Annotated in this window: 16 protein-coding genes and 1 pseudogene; 8 read left to right on the top strand and 9 right to left on the bottom strand. The window is 68.2% G+C overall.

The genetic code is table 11. From position 1 onward, the window contains the following. Window positions 1-12: 12 nt before the first annotated feature. Together ABIE21_RS03695 and ABIE21_RS03690 are read right to left on the bottom strand one after the other, a co-directional pair. Window positions 13-585, bottom strand: a complete 573-nt coding sequence (locus ABIE21_RS03695) for a J domain-containing protein (protein ID WP_354023427.1) — start codon at window positions 583-585, stop codon at window positions 13-15. A 15-nt stretch (window positions 586-600) separates the two neighbouring features. After that, window positions 601-1,149 (bottom strand): MOSC domain-containing protein, encoded by a 549-nt coding sequence (locus tag ABIE21_RS03690; RefSeq protein ID WP_354023426.1) that lies wholly within the window; start codon window positions 1,147-1,149, stop codon window positions 601-603. Between the two features lie 86 nt (window positions 1,150-1,235). Here ABIE21_RS03690 and ABIE21_RS03685 point away from each other — a divergent pair, with 86 nt between their 5' ends. Together ABIE21_RS03685 and ABIE21_RS03680 are read left to right on the top strand one after the other, a co-directional pair. Beyond that, complete coding sequence (locus ABIE21_RS03685) at window positions 1,236-2,573, top strand: FAD-binding oxidoreductase (RefSeq protein ID WP_354023425.1); 1,338 nt, start codon at window positions 1,236-1,238, stop codon at window positions 2,571-2,573. A gap of 45 nt (window positions 2,574-2,618) precedes the next feature. Continuing rightward, the gene (locus ABIE21_RS03680; RefSeq protein ID WP_354023424.1) at window positions 2,619-4,478 is read left to right on the top strand and encodes a DUF2207 domain-containing protein; all 1,860 of its coding nucleotides are present in this window, start codon (window positions 2,619-2,621) and stop codon (window positions 4,476-4,478) included. Between the two features lie 56 nt (window positions 4,479-4,534). Here ABIE21_RS03680 and ABIE21_RS03675 read toward each other — a convergent pair whose 3' ends face one another. Further along, window positions 4,535-7,735 (bottom strand): glucan 1,4-alpha-glucosidase, encoded by a 3,201-nt coding sequence (locus tag ABIE21_RS03675; protein ID WP_354023423.1) that lies wholly within the window; start codon window positions 7,733-7,735, stop codon window positions 4,535-4,537. A gap of 171 nt (window positions 7,736-7,906) precedes the next feature. Between ABIE21_RS03675 and ABIE21_RS03670 the strand changes: the two genes are divergently transcribed. Continuing rightward, window positions 7,907-9,067: an SDR family oxidoreductase gene (locus tag ABIE21_RS03670; protein ID WP_354023422.1), complete on the top strand. Its 1,161-nt coding sequence runs from the start codon at window positions 7,907-7,909 to the stop codon at window positions 9,065-9,067. Between the two features lie 30 nt (window positions 9,068-9,097). Here ABIE21_RS03670 and ABIE21_RS03665 read toward each other — a convergent pair whose 3' ends face one another. Next, window positions 9,098-11,410, bottom strand: a complete 2,313-nt coding sequence (locus ABIE21_RS03665) for a transglycosylase domain-containing protein (protein WP_354023421.1) — start codon at window positions 11,408-11,410, stop codon at window positions 9,098-9,100. Window positions 11,411-11,591: 181 nt separating this feature from the next. Between ABIE21_RS03665 and ABIE21_RS03660 the strand changes: the two genes are divergently transcribed. The 3 genes and pseudogenes from ABIE21_RS03660 to ABIE21_RS03650 all read left to right on the top strand — a co-directional run bounded on the left by ABIE21_RS03660 (window position 11,592) and on the right by ABIE21_RS03650 (window position 12,414). Then, on the top strand, window positions 11,592-11,966 hold the full coding sequence (locus tag ABIE21_RS03660) for a YccF domain-containing protein (RefSeq protein ID WP_354023420.1): 375 nt from the start codon (window positions 11,592-11,594) through the stop codon (window positions 11,964-11,966). Window positions 11,967-11,975: 9 nt separating this feature from the next. After that, window positions 11,976-12,122, top strand: a pseudogene (locus ABIE21_RS03655) (very short patch repair endonuclease); the annotation flags it as partial. Next, window positions 12,070-12,414, top strand: a complete 345-nt coding sequence (locus ABIE21_RS03650; protein ID WP_354023419.1) for a DUF559 domain-containing protein — start codon at window positions 12,070-12,072, stop codon at window positions 12,412-12,414. The pseudogene ABIE21_RS03655 and the gene ABIE21_RS03650, both read left to right, overlap by 53 nt. Here the strand turns inward: ABIE21_RS03650 and ABIE21_RS03645 are convergent. The 4 genes from ABIE21_RS03645 to ABIE21_RS03630 form a co-directional block, all read right to left on the bottom strand. Then, on the bottom strand, window positions 12,409-12,669 hold the full coding sequence (locus tag ABIE21_RS03645) for a hypothetical protein (protein WP_354023418.1): 261 nt from the start codon (window positions 12,667-12,669) through the stop codon (window positions 12,409-12,411). The two genes, ABIE21_RS03650 and ABIE21_RS03645, sit on opposite strands and share 6 nt — an antisense overlap. Window positions 12,670-12,772: 103 nt before the next feature. Then, window positions 12,773-13,105 carry a hypothetical protein gene (locus tag ABIE21_RS03640; protein ID WP_354023417.1) on the bottom strand — a complete coding sequence of 111 codons (333 nt, stop codon included), beginning with the start codon at window positions 13,103-13,105 and terminating at the stop codon, window positions 12,773-12,775. An 18-nt stretch (window positions 13,106-13,123) separates the two neighbouring features. Further along, window positions 13,124-13,702, bottom strand: a complete 579-nt coding sequence (locus tag ABIE21_RS03635) for a GNAT family N-acetyltransferase (protein ID WP_354023416.1) — start codon at window positions 13,700-13,702, stop codon at window positions 13,124-13,126. A gap of 54 nt (window positions 13,703-13,756) precedes the next feature. After that, window positions 13,757-14,497 carry an SDR family oxidoreductase gene (locus ABIE21_RS03630; protein ID WP_354023415.1) on the bottom strand — a complete coding sequence of 247 codons (741 nt, stop codon included), beginning with the start codon at window positions 14,495-14,497 and terminating at the stop codon, window positions 13,757-13,759. A gap of 236 nt (window positions 14,498-14,733) precedes the next feature. Between ABIE21_RS03630 and ABIE21_RS03625 the strand changes: the two genes are divergently transcribed. Together ABIE21_RS03625 and ABIE21_RS03620 are read left to right on the top strand one after the other, a co-directional pair. After that, window positions 14,734-16,392: an HNH endonuclease signature motif containing protein gene (locus ABIE21_RS03625; RefSeq protein ID WP_354023414.1), complete on the top strand. Its 1,659-nt coding sequence runs from the start codon at window positions 14,734-14,736 to the stop codon at window positions 16,390-16,392. A gap of 107 nt (window positions 16,393-16,499) precedes the next feature. Continuing rightward, on the top strand, window positions 16,500-20,165 hold the full coding sequence (locus ABIE21_RS03620) for a TM0106 family RecB-like putative nuclease (RefSeq protein WP_354023413.1): 3,666 nt from the start codon (window positions 16,500-16,502) through the stop codon (window positions 20,163-20,165). Here ABIE21_RS03620 and ABIE21_RS03615 read toward each other — a convergent pair. Further along, complete coding sequence (locus ABIE21_RS03615; protein ID WP_354023412.1) at window positions 20,134-21,003, bottom strand: hypothetical protein; 870 nt, start codon at window positions 21,001-21,003, stop codon at window positions 20,134-20,136. The two genes, ABIE21_RS03620 and ABIE21_RS03615, sit on opposite strands and share 32 nt — an antisense overlap. Window positions 21,004-21,136 lie beyond the last annotated feature (133 nt).

Genomic DNA, 21,136 nt, shown 5'->3' with positions numbered 1-21,136 from the left:
CCGCCGCTGCGACTACCGCGCGTCCCAGCCCGCGCGTCGGCGACCCATGACCATCAGTCCGACGACGGGCACGAGCAGCAGGCCCAAGGCGACAAGAGAGCCGAACGAGGCGAGCACGAGGGTGATGAGCACGCTGACCGCGAGCAGGGCGACGGTGAGTGCGAAGAACACCCGCCTTCCGGTGAGGGCGAACGCTGTGCCGGCCGCCGCGAGCGGCAGCAGCCGAAGCACGACGTCTCCGGTCGAGCGTGGCAGTGCGCCGCCGAAGTACGAGATCACGCCGGCGACGAGCAGCACGGAGAGCCAGCCGATGATCACCCAGCGTCCGCTCGGCGGGGGCTCGGCCGGAACATCCGGCTCGATCGTCGCCTCGACCGGGCGCTCGGCGATCTCACGCACCATGACCTGGTGGGCGAGGGTCAGCCGCGCGAACTGCTCCGCAGACGCCGTGACCGTGTCCTCCGGTGCGCCGGCGAGCCGGTCGGGGTGCAGCGTTCGCGCGCTGTGACGGTACGCCCGTTCCACGTCGGACGCGGAGGCGTCGACGCCGACGTGCAGAATCGCGGCCGCTTCCTCGGGAGTCATACCCCCACTGTGCGCCTAGACGACGCCCAGCGGAAGATGCGGCGCGCTCGGCAGCTCGACCCGGAGGGCGTCTCCGGGCTTCACCTCGCCGCCGGCGACGACGATGCTCATCACTCCCGACTTGCGGATGACGCCCCCGTCGTCGTCCTTCGCCACGAGCGCCTTCATCAAGCCGCCCCGGAAGGCGTTGATCTTGCTGCACGGGCTGCGCAGCCCGGTGACCTCGACGATCGCCGTCGGCCCGAGGTGGATGCGGGTGCCGAGCGGCAGCGACAGCAGGTCGACGCCGCTCGTGGTCACGTTCTCGCCCAACTCGCCTGGTCCGACCACGAACCTGTCCGCAAGCTCCGCGAAGAGCTCCTCCTGGATGAGGTGCACCTGGGTGAGGTTGGCCCGCCCGGGGTCCTTCTTCACGACGTAGAGGTGCTGCGCGGTGACTCCCGCGTGCGCGTCTCCCTCGACGCCCCAGCCCTCGACGAGGGTGATCGACTCTGCGGTGGGCTTGCTGAAGTCGTGGCTGGCCGAACGGCTGACGGCCACGACTGATTCCGGCGGACAATTCACCCCTAGATTCTGCCAGTGTCGCACCGAGGGGGTTGACCGCTTCCGTGGCATCCGAGAAAAATCGGTTGCTGTTGAGGAGGAGACAGATGACGATATTCGAGTTCGACACCCTGGGCACCATCCGATTCCTGTTGCCGGGAGACGACGGCTACGAAGAGGCGAGCACGGTGTCTGTTCGCACCGGCTCTCCGGCTGTCGTCGCCCAGCCGGCGAACGCCGCCGAGGTGGCCACCGCCGTGCGCTTCGCTGCCGACAACGGCCTCACCCTCTCGGTCCGCGCCGGCGGACACAGCGGAAGCGGCCACAGCACCAACGACGGCGGGCTGGTCATCGACCTGTCCAGGATGACCCAGATGAGCGTCGCGGATGACTCGCTGGTCACTATCGGCGGCGGCGCGACCTGGGGCGCGGTGGCCGACTTCCTGCGTCCGTACGAACTCGCTATCAGCTCGGGTGACACCCGCTCGGTCGGCGTCGGCGGTCTCACCCTCGGCGGCGGCGTCGGCTGGATGGTGCGGGAGCACGGACTCGCCCTCGACCAACTCGTCGAAGCGGAGGTCGTCACGGCCACCGGCGACGTGCTCACGGCGAACGAGTCGGAGAACGACGACCTGTTCTGGGCGCTGCGCGGCGGAGGCGGAAACTTCGGAGTCGTCACCCGTTTCACCTTCCGAGCGCACGAACTGGCCGGCGTCCACTTCGGCGCCCTGACCTTCGGCGACACCGACCTCGAGACGCTGCTCAGGGGCTGGCGCGATGCGATGCGTGAGGCACCGGAGAGACTCAACAGCACGTTCCTGTCGATGCCGGCCTTCGGCGAGGACGCTCCGGGAGGGGTCACCATCCTGGTCAACTACGCCGGTCTCGACGACGACGAGGCGACAGCCGCCATCGCGCCGCTCCTCGCGCTCGACGGACTCGCGTCCAACTCGATCCAGCGCACCGCGTACTCGGAGCTTCTCTCCGAGCCGATGCACCCTCCGCAGGGCATCCGTGTCGCGAACAACAACGGTTTCGCGTCCGATTTCTCCGACGTCGTCGTCGACGCCGTGGCCCGTATGTACACGGCGCTGCCCGGGTCGGTGCTGATGATCCGCTACCTGCGCGGGTCCTTCAACACGGTGGATCCCTCGGTCACGGCGTTCGCATTCCGCGACAGCGAGACCCTCATCATCTCGGCGGCGTTCTTCCCCGAAGACGCGCCCGACTCCGCGACCGACGCCTACCAGGCACAGTGGAACACGCTGTTGCCGCACCTTCAGGGCATCTACGGCAATTTCTCGGCGCTCACCAGCGACCTCGCGACACCGCAGATGTACCCGCCGCCGACGCTGGCCCGGCTCGCACGGATCAAGGCGCAGTACGACCCGGGCGACCTCTTCGACCAGAATCACAACATCCGCCCCGCCGCCGACTGGAGGTAGCATCGCGCGGGAGCACGCACGCCCGGCTCAACTAGGCTCGAGACCATGCGCTCCCGTCTCAGAGTCCTCCTCACCCTTCTGGGCGTGACCGCGATCGTCGCCGGAACAGCGGCACCGGCCCTCGCCGACTACGACACGTCGGATTTCCGCTACAGCCTCTTCGACGCCGACTACACCCTCGCCCAGGCCGCCGACGGCACCTCGCAGCTCACCGTGGTCGAGACGCTCGTCGCCGAGTTTCCCGACTACGACCAGAACCGCGGCATCATCCGGGCGCTGCCGCGCTGGAACCAGCGCGTCGATCTGAATCCGGTCGTCGCATCCGTCGTCGACGAGAACGGCGAAGACGTCTACTACGAGGAGAACCTCACCGACGAATTCCTCGAACTCGCGCTCGGCACCGACGAGTTCGTCTACGGCTCGAATACCTACGTCATCACCTACTCGATGCAGAACGTCGTCGGCACCTTCCCCGACGCGGGCGACGACGAGTTCTACTGGGATGTCAACGGCACCGGGTTCGGTCAGGCCTTCGACCGGGTGTCGACGACCATCAGCGTGGACCCGGCGGTGAGCGCCACACTCACCGGCGAGACGGCCTGCTACTGGGGGCCGTCGGGCGCGACCACCGAGTGCGCGCTGACGACGACGCCCGACCCCGCGGGCGGCACCACGTTCGAGGCGTCGCACGACAGCCTCGCAGCCGGCGAGACGCTCACCGTCGTCGTCGGCTTCGTCGAGGGCACCTTCGTGCAGGGCGAGAAGACGCAGCCGATCCCACGCGTGCCCTCGGTCGACACCCCTGCACCGCTGTGGTCGAACGTGATCACGGTCATCGCGATCATCGCCGGGCTGACCGCCCTCGCCGGCGCGATCGTCGCACGGGCGCGCCGCGGCCGAGGGGCTCCGGGCCGTGGCACCATCATCCCCGAGTACTCGGTGCCGAAGGGGCTCAACGTCATGGTCGCGGCCCACCTGGTCGGTCGCGGCGCCACCGCCATCCCCGCCGAGCTCGTGAGCCTCGCCGTGCGGGGGAACCTGCGCATCATCGGCTACCCGATCGTCGAGGGCGGCGGCGACTACACACTGCAGTTCCTCGGCACGGACGGCGCCGATTCGCTCGACCTGCAGATCCTGACGGCGCTGTTCGGCGCCGATCCCGAGCCGGGAAAGCTGCGCGAGCTCTCCGACGACGACGTCGACCTCGGCACCGCGACCAAGGCCGTGTCCGACGCGGCTCTGGCGTCGATCACGGCGAGCGGATGGCGCGTCGTGCCGAAGACCCGCGGCATCCGCTGGGCCGTACTAGGGTTTCTCGCGCTGATCAGCGCGGTCGTGAACCAGGTGGCGACGATCGCAGCCTTCTCGCTCGCTCCCTGGCCCTTGATCTCCATCGTGGTGACGCTCGTCACGCTCATCATCTCGATCGCTCTCGTGCAGTTCGGCAACCACCTCAGCCAGCACGGCGCCGAGATGCGCGACTACCTGATCGGGATGCGCGTGTACCTGACGCTCGCCGAGCAGGAGCGGTTCCGCATGCTGCAGAGTCCCGACGGCGCCGAGCGGATCGACGTCGGCGACACCAAGCAGGTCGTCAAGCTCTACGAGAAGCTGCTGCCCTTCGCGGTGATCTGGGGTGTGGAAGACGAGTGGAGCAAAGAGCTCGAACTGCGCGCCGCCCAGACCGACGAAGACCCGGACTGGTTCGTCGGCCAGAACGGCTTCACGGCCATAGCGCTGACCTCGGCGCTGCGTGGTTCGTCGAACGCCATGTCGTACACCCCGCCGTCGTCGTGGGAGACCGGCAGCGGCGGGGGCAGCGGATTCAGCAGTAGCTTCGGCGGAACGGGCGGCGGAGGCTTCTCCGGCGGTGGCGGAGGCGGCGGAGGTGGCGGCGGTCGCTGACAGCGAGCGGCATCCGTCTGACCCCGGCGGCGTCCGCCTCAGCCGAGGTCGGTAACTCAGCCCAGAGGCACGTAGGGCAGTACCACCGGTGCGCCGTCACGCCAGTCGAGCACGGTGGCCTGATCGGTTGCCGCCCCGACCACGATGTCGAGCAGGTTCGGGTCGTCGGTGACGGTGTCGCGCGCCGGGTTCGCGTCGGTGTATTCGCCGGCGCCGCCCCCGAACCGGTACTCCTGGATCCACGGCAGGCCCGCGCCGGGAGCCGCGTCCCAGAACTCCCGCGAGTACACGGGGCGGATTCCGCCCCGGCCCTCGTTCTCGTCGGCGTGCGACGCCAGCGTCACCTGATAGCCGGCGGCGGCGACGTCGATGCCGCCCAGAGCCGACACGGGTACCGAGAGCGCGATCTGCCGCGAGTCGGCCAGCACGAGCATGGTCGCGTTCGCCACCACCGCTCCTGCCGCGTCTCGCACCGCCGGGGGAGTGAATCCCGACCCGGTGATGACGACGTCGTAGGGATGCTCGAGGGTCGCGTTGGCGCCGAGCCTCGCCGCTGCGCGGTCACCCGACTGCTCCTCACTCAGGTAGATGTCGAGACGCTGCACCGACAGCTGGTTGCCGCCCCACGGGTTCGTGATCTCGCCGTCGATGGTGGCGACGAAGTTGGCCGTGTCGCCGGACAGGTAGACGTCGAAGCCGGTGAGGTCGAACGCGCCGTCGACGAAGGCCGAGTTGGTCGGGTAGACGTATTCGCCGGGGCCGGAGTCGTCCCCGGCCGGGTCGTCGATCGATCCGACAGCCGTGCCGAAGTTCACCGACGTCACCGCGCGTTGCGCCAGGCTGGTCCCTCCGTCGTCGCCGACCGCGACCACCGTGACGGTGTTGCTGCCGAGCGCTAGGGGCACAGTGGTCGCGAACGCGCCGCCGGTCGCCGCCACCCTCGTCACCACACCGTTCGCGCTCACGTACACCGCGGGAGCATCCGTCGTTCCGCTGACCTCGATCGACGCCTGGTCGGTCGATTCGCCCGGCGCCGGCGTCGCCACGTCCAGTGCAGGGCCGGCCGGTAGCGCCCCGCCCGCATAGCGTTCGGCGACGACAGACGGCGTCTCGACCGGTGCGCCCGCGTCGATACCGAGGGCGAGCCGCATGTACTGCGCCATCGACCAGGCAAGCGGTGTCGCCGATCCCGTGCCCTCGCCGAAACGGAGCCCGTAGGCGGTGGGGTCAACCTGATCCCAGACCTGTTCCGGGATCAGATAGCCCTCGTTCGCCGTCTGCGCCATGGCGCGCAGACGAGGCCGGGCGTCGAGGCCGTTCGCGAGCTCGTACTCTCCCCGCTCTCCGCTGAGCAGCGGCCAGAGGCGACCGACGCCGGTGCCGTCATAGGGGGCGCCGTCTGCCTTCTCGCCGTAGCCGTCGTGGTTGTAGCGGTACCAGAGCTCTCCGCTGGGTGTGTCCACCTTGATCGTCGAGTCGACCTCCGGTAGGGATGCGGCCACTGCCTCATCGTTTGGAGCCTTCACCCCGAGGCGCACGAGCTCGAGGAACCCGGCGTCGACGATGGCACGTTCGTCGTAGTCGCCTCCGCCGTTGTTGATGCTCAGGATCGCTCCGTCGTTCGGGTCGCCGTTGTCGTCGATGCGCTCGTAGTACTCGCCGTCGCCGATCGGCCCGGTGGTGGTGAACGTCCACGATTCGACTCGCCGCTGCCAGTCATCCGCGACTCCCGTGTAGACGGCGGCCGAGTTCTCGTCGCCGTTCGCCCTGGCGATGTCGGCGGCAGCGATGAGCCCGGCGATCTCGGCGGCGATGGTGCTGGGCGAATAGCCGCCCTCCTCCTCCCACCGCTCCTGCGGAGTCGACGGCCCACGGGCGATCACGAAGTCGGCGGCCTTCTTCACGTGATTGGTCCAGGTGTCGGCGTCGGTGCGGTCGAGCTGCCACGCGAGCACGATCGGCAACGCCACCTCGTCGAGCTGGAGTCCGCCCCAGTACGGCGTGCCGTCGAGGAGGGTGTTCTGCGGAAACGAGCCGTCGGGCCGCTGCTGCACCTCGAACAGGTAGTCGAGCGACCGGTTCGCCGCGTCGACGTCGCCGGCGGCGAGCTGCGCAGTGGCGACCTGGTAGAGGTCGCGGGCCCACACCAGGTGGTACCCGCCGACGCCCGCCTCGTCGGCGTTCTGAGCCTCGCCCCACGGCACGGTGAGCGAGGCGATGTTCGCTCCCAGGTAGGTCTTGTCCTCGTGCGCCTTGAGGGTCATCGCGGCGACCGAGTACTGGGTGGCGAGCTGGCGGTCGCCACGCACGGCGCGCGGAGCGCGGTCGAGCGAGTCGAGATAGCGGTGCCAGCCCCTGGCGTAGGCGACCGCCTCACCGAGCGCGCCGCCGCGGAGGCTGGCGCGGGCCGCGTCCGTGGCCTCGCGCCCGTCGGCACCGAATCCGAGGGCGAGCGTCGTGGTGGAGAGCCGCTTCGAGCCGTGGAGGGTGAGCTTCGCCGTCTGCACGACGTTGCCGTCGAGCGCAGAGCCGTAGCGTTCGTCGAGCCTGTAGTCCGTCGACAGGTCTGTCCAGCCGTCGTTCACGCCGGCGAAGCCGTTCGACGTCTGAGTGAACCGTTCGTAGCCGACGAGGGCGCTGGCGACGTCGTCGGCGCCGCTCGTGTCCTCCGCCACGAGGGCGCCGCGTTCGGTGCGCGCCGAGTCGTGCATCCCGCTGTTGGCCAGCGACGGATCGTACTGCGCGTATACCGAGTACCGCCCGCCGTCGAGCGAGCGGAGGGTGATGTTCACCAGCACGGTGGAACGCGCCGGGTCGGTGAAGTAGGTCTTGCCGATCTCGTATCGGCCGTCCTTGTCGGTGTTGACCTGCCGGTAGACGAGGGCGCGCGAGTCGAGCAGCTGTACCTCGTGTGTCGTGTCGGCCGATTCGAGGTCGGCGAACGTTCGCCCGTCCGTGACGATGAGCTCGAGGCTGCGGGAGTTCGCGACGTCGACCCTGGGGTAGTAGACCTCTGCGAGAGTGCCCTGCGACAGCGTGAACCACACCTTCGACTCGGGGCTGGTGGCCGTGCCGATTCCCTGTTTCGCCCCGGTGGTCCAGGTGGCGGATGCGCCCGGGGCGCCCGGTGCCGAGACGCCAGGCGCGGAGCCTGGGCCATGAGGGCCCGATCGCGGCGCGGCCAGCGCCGTCGAAGCGGGTACCAGCAGTGCCGCCGCCATCACGGCGGAAACGACGACTCGTGTGACGATTCTCATCTGCACTCCATCGGACAGGATCGAACAACTCGGACAGGGCTGGGGCCGCCCCAGCGGGTCTGCAGCCACCACCCAACTCCCCGGGCGGGCGGCGGGCAACCCCCTTGTGTCACGTTTTCGGTCGAGAGAAGTTGGGTGGACCGCCAGCCCATCTAGCAGAAGGCAGTCGATATGACCGACGTCGTTGTAATCACGGGAGCCTCGAGCGGCATCGGCCGCGCTACTGCACTCCGGTTCGCTCGAAGCGGGGCCTGCCTCGTGCTCGCCAGCCGCCGCGAGACCGCGTTGCAGCAACTGGCGGTGGAGTGTCAGCGGCTCGGTGCGGAGGCGATCTCGGTCGCGACCGACGTCACGAATGCCGACGCGGTCGATGCCCTCGCCGCCGAGGCCGTGGAGAACTTCGGAAAGATCGACGTGTGGGTCAACTGCGCCTCGGTGTCGGTGTACGCGAGCTTCGACAGCGTGCCGCTCGACGACTTCCGCAGGGTGATCGACGTCAACGTGATGGGCTACGTCTACGGCGCCAGGTCGGCCCTCGAGGTGATGACCGACCAGCGGCACGGGGTGCTCATCAACGTGGCATCCATTCTCGGCGACGTCCCTCAGCCGTACACGGCGGCCTACGGCATGTCGAAGGCGGCCGTTCGCGCACTCGGCGTGAGCCTGCGCCAGGAGCTGGCCCTGGGCAAGCAGAAGCACGTCAAGGTCGTGACGATCCTGCCTCCCACGATCGACACCCCGTTCTTCAGGCACGCCGCCAACTACACCGGGCGGGCGGTGGTGGCGATGCCCCCCGTCTACAGCCCGGAGATCGTCGCCAAGGCGATCACCCGCGCGGTTCGCTCTCCACGGCCGGAGATCGTCGTGAGCACCGCGGGCAGGGCACTCGTCAACCAGCACCACAAGCACCCGAAGGCGGTCGAGGCTCAGATGGCCGTGCACACCGATCGAAACCAGTTCTCGCGCAAGTACCACTCGGTCGACACCAGTGGCAACCTCTATGTTCCCTCGCCCACCGTCGACGCCGAAGTCGAGGGCGGGTGGAAGGGCACTTCCGACCGCCCGCGGTTGGGCTGGCTCATCGTCGGACTCGTCGGGGGAGTGGTGGCTGCAGCCGTGCTGGGCGACGACGACGATAAGGGCAAGAAAGGGAAGAAGCGCAAGAAGGGCACGGGGTCGAAGGGCCGCCGCGACCGCACGCGGAAGGGTCGCGGGCCGACGACTCCTCAGCGCTCCGCGGAAGCCGCCAAGATGGTGACGCGAGCGAACCGCAACCTCAAGAAGGCGAAGCGGTCGGGTCGCAAGCACGCGAAGGCGGCCCGGGCGGCCTAGGTGGCCACGGCGACTTAGTCGCTACCTGGCCTAGTCGTCGTTACGGCCGTTGCCGCCGTTGCCATTTCCATTGCCGCCATTACCGTTACCGTTGCCGCCGGCACCCGCTCCCGGAGCCGGCGCGGGTGCCGGCGGGGTCTCCGTCACAGGGGTGGGAGCTGAAGACGATGCCTTGGATTTGCCGTTGACGTAGGCCTGATCGACAGCGGGGAACGCCTCGCCCCGGTAGGCGGGGTTGGCGTTGAAGCCCTGCAACATCGCCTTGAACACCACGAACTTGATGTTGGCGCCGTTGACGCCGGCGATCGTCACCCGGCGCAGGCTCTGTTCGCCGCCCGGATTCTTCTCCGTGCGCTTCGCCGGGTCCCCCTGGATGTTTCCGACCCACACCGCCATCGCGACCTTGGTCGTCGAGCCGACGAGCCAGTTCTGGTGCGAGCCATCCGTCGTACCCGTCTTGCCCATGATCGGAACTCCGTCGCGGGCGCTGGCCGATAGCGCCGTTCCGCCGCCCTGGAACACGCCGGTGAGTGCGAAGGCCGTAGCCGCGGCGATGTCGGGGGCGATCGCCGCCGAGCACGCCGGAGCCTGTCCTCCGAGGTCTTCACCCTTGGAGTTCACGATCGAGTCGACCGCGATCGGGGCGCAATAGGTGCCGCCGGCCGCGATCGTGGCAAAGGCGCCCGCCATCGTGAGCGGTGCGATCTCGTTGATGCCGAGAATCGACGCGGGAAGCGTGTTGAGCGGGGCGCCGTCGGCCCGATGCACGCCCATCGACGTCGCAACGTTGCGGATGGCGCACAGGTCGAGTTTCTGTGCCATCGATGCGAACGCGCCGTTGACCGAGCGCACCGTCGCCGACTGCACGCTCTGCATGCCGCCCTCGCCGGAGGTGTCGTTGCCGACATCGAACGCGGGGCCGGCGCCCGGAACACCGTCGCACTTGAATGACGACGCGGGCAGCACTCGCTCCGAGCCGTTGACCGACTCGCGCAGGGTGTGGCCGTTCTGCAGCCAGTTGATCAGAGTGAAGATCTTGTAGGTCGACCCTGTCTGAAACCCGGTGGAACCACCGTAGGCATAGTCGGTGCTGTAGTTGATCGAGGTCTCGGACGGGGCGGCCTGCGGCGTGTTGTTGAAGCCGCGGTTCTGCGCCATCACGAGGATGCGGCCGGTGCCCGGCTGCACGGCCACCGCGGCGGCCCCCAGGGCGAACCGAGTCTCATCGGCAGGCGCGCGAGCGCTGACCTGCGCCTGAGCGACATCCTGTTGGTTCAGGTCGAGGGTCGTGTAGACCGAGTAGCCGCCCTTGATCCAGTTGGCGTTGCGCTCGGCCGCGTCGTCACCGAGCGCGGTGAGGTTCGGAACCTCGCGCACCACGTAGTCGCAGAAGAACTTCGCGTCCGTCGCGTGGAGGCAGCCGTTGGTCGGGCTGGTCAGGTTGACGTAGGCCTCGATCGGGGTCGCGATCGCCTCGTCGTACTGCGCCTGGTCGATCTTTCCCAGTTCGAGCATGTTGCCCAGAATCAGGTCGCGTCGGGCGAGGTTCTTCGGGTAGTTCTCGGGGTCGCTGAGGTTGAGCGAGTCGGGGGTCTGCACGATGGCGATGAGGCTGGCGGCCTGCGCGAGAGTGAGATCCGCCGCCGAGGTGCCGTAGTAGCGTTCGGATGCGGCCTCGACACCGTAGGTGGCCTTGCCGAAACCGGCAAGATTCAGGTAGCCGAGCAGGATCTCGTCTTTGGTGTACTTCTTCTCCAGGGCGATCGCGAGCCGGATCTCCTGCACCTTGCGGGCGGGTGACTTCTCGATCGCCTTCTTGTAGGCGGCGTCCCGGGCCTCTTCTGTGGGCAGCTGCTGCGACTCGTTGACACGGATGTTCTTGACGACCTGCATGGCGATGGTCGATCCACCGGTCGAGCCCGTCTCGGTGACGAAGCCGAAGCCCGCGCGCAACAGCGACTGCGGGTCGACACCGCCGTGTTCGTAGTACCGTCGGTCTTCGCCGGCGACCGCGGCGTCTTTCAGAAACTGCGACACCTGGTCCCACGCCAGGTCTTTACGGTTCTGGTCGTAGATATCGGCGATCTTGACCGGCGCACCGTCGCGGGTGGCGAAGATCTGGTTGCGTTGCGAGGTACCGCCGAGCTCGATCTCCGACGGGAGCGAGTCGAAGGCGTTGAGGGAGTCGCGTCCGGTGACGGCCGTGACCGCGACGATGGGGGTGAGAGACGTGGCGACGAGTACCCCGGCGACGATGCTCGCCACAGCGAGGCCGCCGAAAGCACGCGCGACGCTTCGCCAACTACTGTCGTGCTTGTAGTCAAGCGTTCCGTTGTCGAACATGCAGAAATCTTCCCCTAGGTGTGAAGGCCGTCACGGGCTTCATCCGGATGCGCCGGACGCGGCGACCCGCCGACGCGACCATCCCGTCCCACTGTAGATAGCTCTCCTGTGGATACGCCAAGGCGCGCGCGGGCGAATTTCACTCTGTAGGATATTGCGGCGCTGCGAGAATGGCACCACCATGAAAACCCTCCTCAATGTGATCTGGCTCGTGCTCTCCGGCTTCTGGCTGTTTCTCGGCTACATGCTCGCCGCCGCGATCATGTGCGTCCTCATCGTCACGATTCCGTGGAGGGTCGCTGCCGCGCGCATCGGCGTCTACGCGCTGTGGCCCTTCGGCAAGGAGGTCGTCGACAGGCCGACGGCGGGCGTCGGGTCGATGCTCGGCAACATCGTCTGGGTGATCCTCGCCGGCTGGTGGATCGCCCTCGAGCACATTCTCAGTGGTATCGCGCTGTGCATCACGATCATCGGAATCCCCTTCGGCATCGCCAACTTCAAGCTCGTGCCTGTCGCACTCTTCCCTCTCGGCAAGCAGATCGTCGACAAGCGCTAGCGTGGTCGCATGTCATGGGCGACTAACGAGGCGACGCGAAAGTCGATGCTCGGAAACCGCAGCAGGGACACCCGGCCCGAGCTGCTGATCCGCCGCGCGCTGCATGCCCGTGGGTTCCGATTCCGGGTCGACCTGCGTCCCGAACCCTCGCTCCGCACCCGGGCCGACATCGTCTTCACGAGGCGCCGGATCGCCGTCTACATCGACGGCTGCTTGGCACGGGTGCCCGCTGCACGCGACGACACCGAAGTCGAACGAGAGCTACTGGCTGCCCAAGCTCGCGCGCAACGTCGAGAGGGACGCCCAGTCGACGGCGTCGCTCGAAGAACGCGGATGGCTCGTGCTGCGGTTCTGGGAGCACGAGACCGTCGACGCGGTCGTCGCTCGGATCGCGGAGCTGTTGCCGGCCCGCACCATCACGTCGGAGGGGAGCGCTGAACGATCATGACCACGGAGTCGACGGCTTCGTTCCCGAAGACTCGTACGGCAGCATCGAAGTGACTCGGAGTCCTCCGACACCGAGCGCGGGCTCGCGCGCGTCGTCGAGAATGCGGCACGGCAGGGTGACGCCCACGGCGACGACGCGGCGGCCATCGCCGTGCTCGACGCCGGTCTGCTGCGGCATCCGGATGCGGTGCGGGTCGATCGCGTACGTGCGCTGGTCTACCGGGCCGAGTTGGACCTGCGGGTCGGCGATACACAACGCGCCCGGGGTACCCTCGGCGACGTCCTCGCCATCCCGCTCGGCGACTCGGAGACGGCCGCGCTCGAGGCCGACTTGGACGAGGCGAGGGAGTTGCTGGCTGCTACTCCAGCCCCAACCGATCCAGCCGTGACCTGATCGCGCTGGGCTGGCGTTCGAACAGCTCGGAGAGCTGCACTCGGGTGAGTCCGTCGGCGCGTGCCTTGCGCAGACGTTCGTCTTCCTCGTCGGTCCAGCGCTCGAAGGCGCGGGCGTGCGTCTCGCGTGCGGCGTCGACCGCGTGCTCGTGCATCGCCGTGACACCCGTTATCTCCGCCGTCGGGCGGCTCGCGATCGCCACCCCGTCCGACCAGAACCACGTTCTGCCCTCGTCGAACGTGATGCGGTCGGCGACGACCTCGTCTGTCGTCCCGTCGGACATTTCGATGCGGAACATGGTTCTCCTCATTCCTCGCTACACGGCCAGGGTCATGACCCGTCGGGCCGGTGCGCCGACCCTGGTCTCGTCGAACCCCGCGGCCCGGAACATCGAGACCGTGCCGTGGTACATCGACCCGGCGGGGGAGCCCTTCACCTGTGCGGGCTCGATCGGGTAGGCCTCAATGGTCGAGGCGCCCGACGATCGAGCGTGGTCCACCGCCCCGCGCACGAGTTCGCCGGCGACGCCCCGGCCCCGAAACTCGCGCCGGACGACGAAGCAGACGATGGACCAGACGGATGCGTCGTCGAACGGAGTCGACATCCCGGCGGCCACCACGCGGCTACGGAACAGCCGCGGGAGGTTGACGCGCGGCTCGACCGCCACCCACCCCGCGGGCTCGTCGTCGACGAAGGCCACGAGACCCGGGGTGGGGTCGGCGCGCCGAGTGTCATCTCGCAACGCCGCGGCTCGAGCCGCGACATCCGTCTCCGTCCATTGCGCGCCGGTCAGTTTGAAGTAGCGACACCAGCAGGTGCGCGGGTCTCCGGGCGTCGCGAAGACGCGCTCGACGTCTGCCCACGGCACGTCGGAGGCCGTTCGGATGCTGATCATGTGCACGAGGGTAGTAACTCGGCGGCTACGGCGCACCCCTCTGGTGAGCTCGCTCTACACTGCCGGAGGCACGATTCCCGCGGTCTCGCCGCCGTCGGCGATGAACTCGGCGCCGGTCGAGAAGCTCGACTCGTCGCTGGCGAGAAACAGCACCATCGCCGAGAGCTCTGACGCGTCGCCCATTCGCCCCAGGGGAACGAGGCTCTGGTTGACATCCAGTCCCTCGGTCATGGGCGTTCGGATGTTGCCGGGGTGGATCGAGTTCGCTCGGATGTTGTAACGCCCGAGGTCGATGGCGATCTCCTTGGTGAGGCCCCGCACCGCGAACTTCGCAGCCGTGTACCCGGGCAACGCCGCGACGCCCTTGATGCCGGCGGTGGAGGAGATGTTGATGATCGAGCCGTGACCCGACTTCTTCAGAGCCGGAATCGCGGCCTTGATGCCATTGAAGGTGCCGGTCAGATTGATCGCGATAATGAGGTTCCACTGCTCGAGGGTGTAGTCCTCGATCGGTGCGAAGTTCGCAATGCCGGCGTTGTTCACCAGGATGTCGAGACCTCCGAAGCCGTCGACCGCGGCGCTGACTGCGGTGTCCCAGTCGTCCGGCTTGGTGACGTCGAGATGGACGAAGCGAACGCTGTCTCCGAGCCGGGCGGCGGTCGCCTCGCCCTCCGCGTCGAGGATGTCGCCGATGACGACCTTCGCACCCTCCGCGACGAGCAGTTCGGCGTGGGCTGCTCCCATTCCGCGGGCTCCGCCACTGATCAGGGCTACTTTTCCGGCTACGCGTGCCATGGGGTTCTCCTTAGTTATCGCTACGGGAATCGAACTTCTATTTGACACCTGTTGCATACAAGGAGCCTGAGTGAGGCGTCTTTCGGATGCCGCGGCTCGGGCTTTCGGCCGGATTCTCCACACCACCGCACATTTTTCGGATTACTTTTCCACAGGGGCCGGTTTTCGGGCTGTTTTGGGCCGAATCCAGCCCCTTTGGCGGTGGTCATGTCGGTGGTCGATATTGGAATGCGGGCATGAGATCAGATACAGAGTTCGAGGCGTGCGACGCTATGCCGTTGCACGATCCTCCGTCCTACGAGCCGCCGCCGGCCCTCGCGTTCGGGCCGCCGCCGGATGCGGTCTATCCGTTCAGCCCGCCGACGCGTGAGCCGTGGCCCGACGAGCTGCCGCCGGACGGGCCGGTGGACGTGCGGCCGGCAGTGGCGGGGCTGCCGGCGTTCCAGCGGCGGCGCGAGCTGTTCGCCCGGTTCCTCGACGCGGCGGAGGAGGCCGACGTCCGGCTGGCGATGACGATGGCCGACCGGGCCAGGCGGGTGGACACGCTGCGGCGGGTGTCGGAGGACATCGCGGCGGAGGAGGAGGCCGAGGAGGCGCTGCTCGCGTCGCGGCCGGTGCGGGAGTCGGGGTGGTCGGTGAAGAACCGGGCCCGCACCGAGCTGGTGACAGAGGTGGCGATGGCGTTCACCCTGTCGAAGAACGCCGCCGCGGCCCTGGTCGCGGAGAGCCGCACACTGGTCGAGCACCTGCCCCTGACCCTCGGTGCGTTGGGTGACGGGGCGATCCGCTACGAGCACGCCCGGCTGATCGCCCAAATCGCGTGGTCGATGCCGGAGGAGGACCGGGCGGCGTTGGAGGAGGAGCTGGTGCCATTGGCGGCGACGCTGATCTACTCCGCGTTCCGGGCCAGGGCGCAGGCGGCGCGGGAGCGGCTGACCACGGAGTCGATGAAGACGCGCCACGAGCGGGCGTCCGCGTTCCGCAGCGTGCAGGTCGAGCTCGGCCAGGACGGCATGGGTTATCTGACGGTGCACGACTCGAACGAGGCGTTGGCGGCGATCTACAACCGGATCACCGACCTCGCCCTGCCCAAGACCGCCGACGACACCCGCACCCTGGCGCAGCGCCGCGCCGACACCGCGACCGCGATCCTCATCGACGGCGACCTCTGCGCCGCCGCCGGTGGCGTTTCCAGTTCTGGTGCCGGTTCCGACACGGCCGGCGCCGGGTCGGGCGCCAACCGGTCGGGCAAACCGCTCGGGCACGGCATAGTCGCCCAGGTGCACATCGAGGTCCCGGTGCTCACCCTCCTCGGACACGACGACGAACCGGCGACCCTCGAGGGAAAGGTCCCGATCGACCCGGCCACCGCCCGCAGGCTCGTCGCCGACGCCCCGGGGTTCTTCCGACTGCTCACCGACCCGGTCACCGGCTCGGTGATCGCCTTCGACGACAGGTTCCGGTTCCTGCCCGCGTCCTTGCGCCGAGCGGTTCGGCTGGTCGACGGAGAGTGCACCAGCCCCTGGTGCGACGCCACACCCCGGGAGAGCGACGGACACCACCCCGTGCCCTGGCACGAGAGCCACGACACCTCCCTGGCCAACTCCGCCACCACCTGCCTGCCCGACCACCGCCTGCTCCACAACACCAGGTGGACCATGCGCCGGCTCCCGGGCGGTGACAAGGAATGGATCTCGCCCTCCGGACGGGTCCGCCGCGTCGCACCCCTCCGACGACTCTCACCCACCTTCGTCGAAGCGACCAGAGACGTCGAGACGGGCAGAGACACAGCAGCCTCGAACCCGGCGCCACCCACGGTCGACACCACGGCACTCCCGCTGCCGACGGACTCCTGGAACACCCCCGCACCCGATGACGGGGTGATGCCTTTCTGACACAGGAGCCTCAAATCCGATACGCGACGCCGATGTCGTGATGTCACCCGGCCGCGCTAGCCTGACGAGAGTCGCCAATCGGCGATTCGATGCAGCGCGGAGCCCACGTGATCCTACTGAACGACACCGTCGTCTATTCGGCGAGCGATCTCACCGCCGCCGCGAAGTGCGAGTGGGCGCTGATGCGCAAACTCGACGCCAAGCTCGGCAGGGTCGAGCGTGTCGACGATGTCGAAGACGACATGCTCATCCGCGCGGGAAAGCTCGGAACGGTGCACGAGCTTCGCGTTCTCGAGTCGCTCAAACAGAGCCGCACCGTGGTCGAGTTCGAGCAACCCCCATTCGGCGAGTACGCCGAAGCTGCTGCCGCCACTGCCGCTGCTATGCGCGACAAGGCCGACGTTCTTTTTCAGGCGACGTTCTTCGACGGGCGCTTCCTCGGCTTCGCCGACTTCATCATGCTGGGCGCCGACGGCGCCTACGAGGTCTACGACACCAAGCTCGCCCGCAGCGCGAAGATCACCGCGCTGCTGCAGCTCGCCGCCTACAGCGACCAGGTCATGGCGCTTGCCGCCGAAGTCGACGGCGACCAGACCGGCGACAGCGACAGCGACCAGACCGGCGACAGCGACAGCGACCAGGCCGGCGACAGCGACAGCGGCCAGGCCGGCGTCGGCCAGACCGGCGACGGCGACAGCGGCCAGGCCGGCAGCAGCAGCAACAGCAGCCACGCGACGAACGACCTCCGCGTCGGCGACAACGTGCACCTCATCCTCGGCGACGGGCGCACGAGTACGCACGCGCTGCGCGACATCCTCCCCGTCTATCGCAAGAGACGCGAACGCCTGCAAAACATGATCGACGAGAGAGTCGCGGACGCCTCACCCACCCCCTGGGGCGACCCCCGCTACAGCATCTGCGGTCGATGCGCGGCGTGTACCCAGCAGGTGGAGTTGCACCGCGACGTGCTGCTGGTCTCGGGGATGCGGCTCACCCAGCGCCGCAAATTGAATGCGGCGGGCATAACCACGATCGACCAGCTCGCCGTGGCGCCCGACCAGGTCGCCGAGCTGAGCGCCGCGACGCTCGCCGGGCTGCGTGCCCAGGCGCGTATCCAAGTGCTGCCCCATACGGGCGACGCCCCCGCCTACGAGGTCTACAACCCGCAGGCGCTCGGCGCGCTGCCGCTTGCCGACGAGGGCGACATCTTCTTCGACTTCGAGGGCGACCCGCTCTACTCGGAGAAGACCGACGCCGACGGAGCCGAATGGGGCCTCGACTACCTGTTCGGTCTCGTCGAACCCGACACCACGTTCCGCACGTTCTGGGCACACACCTATGCCGAAGAGCGCGTGGCGCTCGAGCAGTTTCTCGCGTACGTCGCCGAACGTCGTGCGAAGCATCCGGGCATGCACATCTACCACTACGCCGCCTACGAACGCACCCACCTGCTCTCTCTCGCCGCGCGCCACGGCGTCGGTGAGGACGCGGTCGACGACCTGCTGCGCGACAACGTGCTCGTCGACCTGTATCCGCTGGTGAAGAAGAGCACTCGCGTCGGGTCGCACAGCTACTCGATCAAGAAGCTCGAACCGCTCTACATGCCCAGCGAACGCAGCGGAGTGGCCAATGCGGCCGATTCTGTGACCGAGTACGCGGATGCCCGCCAACTCATCCGCTACGGCGACATCGCGGGGGGAGAGGCGAAACTCGAGGCGATCGCCAGCTACAACGAGTACGACTGTGTCTCGACGTTGAGGCTGCGTGACTGGCTGCTCGACCGCGCGGCCGAGAACGGCATCGCCCCAGCGGTCGCACGCGACCTCGAACTCGACCTCCCCACGGTGCGCGAGCCGAGCCCCGTCTACCTCGCGCTGTCGGCCCACGTCGCCGACGTTCCGCCCGGGGAGCGGACAGCGGATGACACGGCGATTGCTCTCGCCTCCGCCGCCATCGACTATCACCGCCGGGAGGGAAAGAAGTTCTGGCAGGACCACTTCGATCGGCTCGTGTCGCCGATCGACGAGTGGGCCGACACCCGAAACGTGCTCGTCGTCGAGCGCGCCGCGGTTGTGAAGGACTGGCACCGCGAGGGCCGACAGCGCAAAGACCGGCGCATCATCGAGGTCTCCGGAACGGTCGCTCCCGGCAGCTCCTTCAAAGCCGAGCAGACGCCGTTCCTCGTCTACGACGACCCGCAACCGCCGATCGCGGCGAAGCGGTCACCCGGCGCGCGGGCGTCGAGCGAGGGCGAGATACTCGAAATCGTGGAGGAGAGCGGACATGTCACGTACGTGATCCAGGAACTGCTCGAGACCGGCGCCGACCAGTTCGACCAACTGCCCGCCGCACTCACCCCGCCGGCACCGCCGCGCGCGACACCACAGCCCGAGGCGATCGAGGAGTGGGGCTCCCGTGTGCTCGGCGCGCTTCCCGCGATGCTGCCGAACGCCGCGCTGGACGTGCTCCGCCGGGTGCCGCCGCGCGTGTCGCCGGGCAAGTCGACGAGCGGGAGACCGGCAGAAACCATGGACAGGGGCCCGGCGGCAACCGCGGGCGACGGCCCGGCGGCAACCGCGGGCGACGGCCCGACCATCATCGAGCAGATCCGGGACACGCTCCTCACCCTCGATCATTCCTATCTCGCGGTTCAAGGCCCGCCCGGCACGGGCAAGACCTACACGGGCTCTCGTGTCATCGCCGACCTCGTGAAGAACCACGGCTGGCGTGTGGGCATCGTCGCCCAGTCACACGAGACGGTGAAGAACATGCTGCGTGCGATTGCCGCCGCGGGGCTCGATCCGAAGAGGATCGGCAAACGCCCGAAGAGCGGCGACACCGAGCAACACCCGTGGACCGGACTCACGGCCGCGAACACCGCCGAGTTCACTGGTCAGGAAGACGGCTGGGTCATCGGCGGAACCGCGTGGACCTTCGCCAACGCCACGACGATCCCGCGGGAGTCGCTCGACCTTCTCGTGGTAGACGAAGCGGGGCAGTTCTCGCTCGCCAGCACAATCGCCGCGGCCGTCTCGGCCGAGCGCCTGCTGCTGCTCGGCGACCCGCAACAGCTTCCCCAGGTGAGCCAGGGGTCGCATCCGGAACCCGTCGACGTCTCGGCGCTCGGCTGGCTCAGCGACGGCCACGATGTGCTGCCTCCCGAGTTCGGGTTCTTCCTCGCGAAGAGCTGGCGTATGCACCCCGCCGTCTGCGCTCCCGTCTCGCGACTGTCGTACGAGGGAAAGCTGGAGTCAAAGGCGGAGTCGCGGATGCTCGTGGGGCTGCAACCGGGTCTGCACCCTGTTGCCGTCGACCACGAGCTCAACTCGATGTCGTCGCCGCAGGAAGCCGTTCGCGTGGTGGAGCTGGTGCGCGACTGCCTCGGACGCGACTGGACGGAGGGCGGCGTCTCCCGCCCGCTCGAACAGGGCGACGTCATCGTCGTCGCGCCGTACAACGCACAGGTCGAGCTGATCGGAGAACGGCTCGCCGCTTCGGGACTCGGCGATGTTCCGGTCGGAACAGTCGACAAGTTCCAAGGCAGAGAGGCGGCGATCGCCATTGTCTCGCTCGCCGCATCGTCGGCCGACGAGGTTCCTCGAGGGCTGGAGTTCCTGCTGCTCGCGAACCGGCTCAACGTGGCGATCTCACGCGCGCAGTGGGCGGCGTACCTGTTGTACTCGCCCGCCCTGCTCGAGTACCTGCCGACCAACCCGACCGCCCTGGCGCAACTGAGCGCGTTCATCGGACTGGTGGAGGCTCCTCGGGCGTGATCGCGACCGGCGGCGGCGCGACCAACTCCGGCACGACCGTCTTCGACGACAGCCCCAGCTTGTTCAGCCGGGTGGCCACGGCGCCCGGCTGACGTTGTACGAGCATCGAGATGTCGAAGCAGCTGAGCCCCTCACTGTGCGAGCGCACCACCGTGTCTTGCTCTTCGACGGTCCACCGTTTGTAGGCGCGGGCCGGTTCGGGAAACCAGCGCTTGGAGACCGGATCGAAGTACAGGTCGTCGACGGCAGGCGGGTCGTCTTCGTCGGCGAACGCGCTCGCGAAGCCGGGCAGATACCGCCGACTTCGACTGCGTGAGGGCCCGACGGGCAGGTCGTAGTCGTATCCGCCCCGGCCGTCGTCGAAGTCGTTCTCGGGGCCGCACACGGCGCACCGGCACTCCATGCCGTGCGGGCCGGGGATCGCGAGTGCCCGAGGCAGCCGTCGCAATTCGGGGTAGAGCGAGAATTCGCATTCGGGAAGGGAGATGTAGGCAGACGAACGCTCGAACACGATCTGGCCGAGCAGCGTCGCCGAGGCGAGCTCGCTCGTCGCCCGCAGCCGGTCGTCGAGTTCGCGCAGCCACTGTGCGTCGTCGAACACGCGGTTGGTCGACCAGCCGAGCGCGAAGTAGGCGACCGGACGGTGTGCGTCGTAGAGCGCCTCCTCGATCTGGTCGACATAGCCCTCTGGGCCGCCGATCATCGCTTCGACGATGGGTTCGACCGTGATGAGTCGCAGGTCGCGGTCGAGCGCTACGAGCCACAGAGCCGGGGGATCGGCGTCGTTCTGGGCACCCCACAAGACCTGTAGTACGTCGCGTCCCGATTCGATGATCATGCGACGAAAGTAGCCGCGGGCCCTGCCGAGACAGCCCGCCATCGGTCGAACTGTGGGAGCACTGCGGCTGTGCCCTTCTGTGGAGGAGCCGTTCACCGCAACCCCGTCGCACAGGCGGGCGACCCGGAGTTAC

This window comes from Conyzicola nivalis, from assembly GCF_040548875.1.
GTDB classification, from domain to species: Bacteria; Actinomycetota; Actinomycetes; order Actinomycetales; family Microbacteriaceae; genus Conyzicola; species Conyzicola nivalis_A.
This window is presented reverse-complemented; position numbering and strand designations above follow the sequence as displayed.

Excerpts from the sequence above, each read along its gene's own strand:
- ABIE21_RS03695 (WP_354023427.1), bottom strand. The coding sequence starts at position 585 with ATGACTCCCGAGGAAGCGGCCGCGATTCTGCACGTCGGCGTCGACGCC.
- ABIE21_RS03685 (WP_354023425.1), top strand. The coding sequence starts at position 1,236 with ATGACGATATTCGAGTTCGACACCCTGGGCACCATCCGATTCCTGTTG.
- ABIE21_RS03680 (WP_354023424.1), top strand. The coding sequence starts at position 2,619 with ATGCGCTCCCGTCTCAGAGTCCTCCTCACCCTTCTGGGCGTGACCGCG.
- ABIE21_RS03675 (WP_354023423.1), bottom strand. The coding sequence starts at position 7,735 with ATGAGAATCGTCACACGAGTCGTCGTTTCCGCCGTGATGGCGGCGGCA.
- ABIE21_RS03670 (WP_354023422.1), top strand. The coding sequence starts at position 7,907 with ATGACCGACGTCGTTGTAATCACGGGAGCCTCGAGCGGCATCGGCCGC.
- ABIE21_RS03665 (WP_354023421.1), bottom strand. The coding sequence starts at position 11,410 with ATGTTCGACAACGGAACGCTTGACTACAAGCACGACAGTAGTTGGCGA.
- ABIE21_RS03660 (WP_354023420.1), top strand. The coding sequence starts at position 11,592 with ATGAAAACCCTCCTCAATGTGATCTGGCTCGTGCTCTCCGGCTTCTGG.
- ABIE21_RS03650 (WP_354023419.1), top strand. The coding sequence starts at position 12,070 with ATGCCCGTGGGTTCCGATTCCGGGTCGACCTGCGTCCCGAACCCTCGC.
- ABIE21_RS03640 (WP_354023417.1), bottom strand. The coding sequence starts at position 13,105 with ATGTTCCGCATCGAAATGTCCGACGGGACGACAGACGAGGTCGTCGCC.
- ABIE21_RS03635 (WP_354023416.1), bottom strand. The coding sequence starts at position 13,702 with ATGATCAGCATCCGAACGGCCTCCGACGTGCCGTGGGCAGACGTCGAG.
- ABIE21_RS03630 (WP_354023415.1), bottom strand. The coding sequence starts at position 14,497 with ATGGCACGCGTAGCCGGAAAAGTAGCCCTGATCAGTGGCGGAGCCCGC.
- ABIE21_RS03625 (WP_354023414.1), top strand. The coding sequence starts at position 14,734 with ATGAGATCAGATACAGAGTTCGAGGCGTGCGACGCTATGCCGTTGCAC.
- ABIE21_RS03615 (WP_354023412.1), bottom strand. The coding sequence starts at position 21,003 with ATGATCATCGAATCGGGACGCGACGTACTACAGGTCTTGTGGGGTGCC.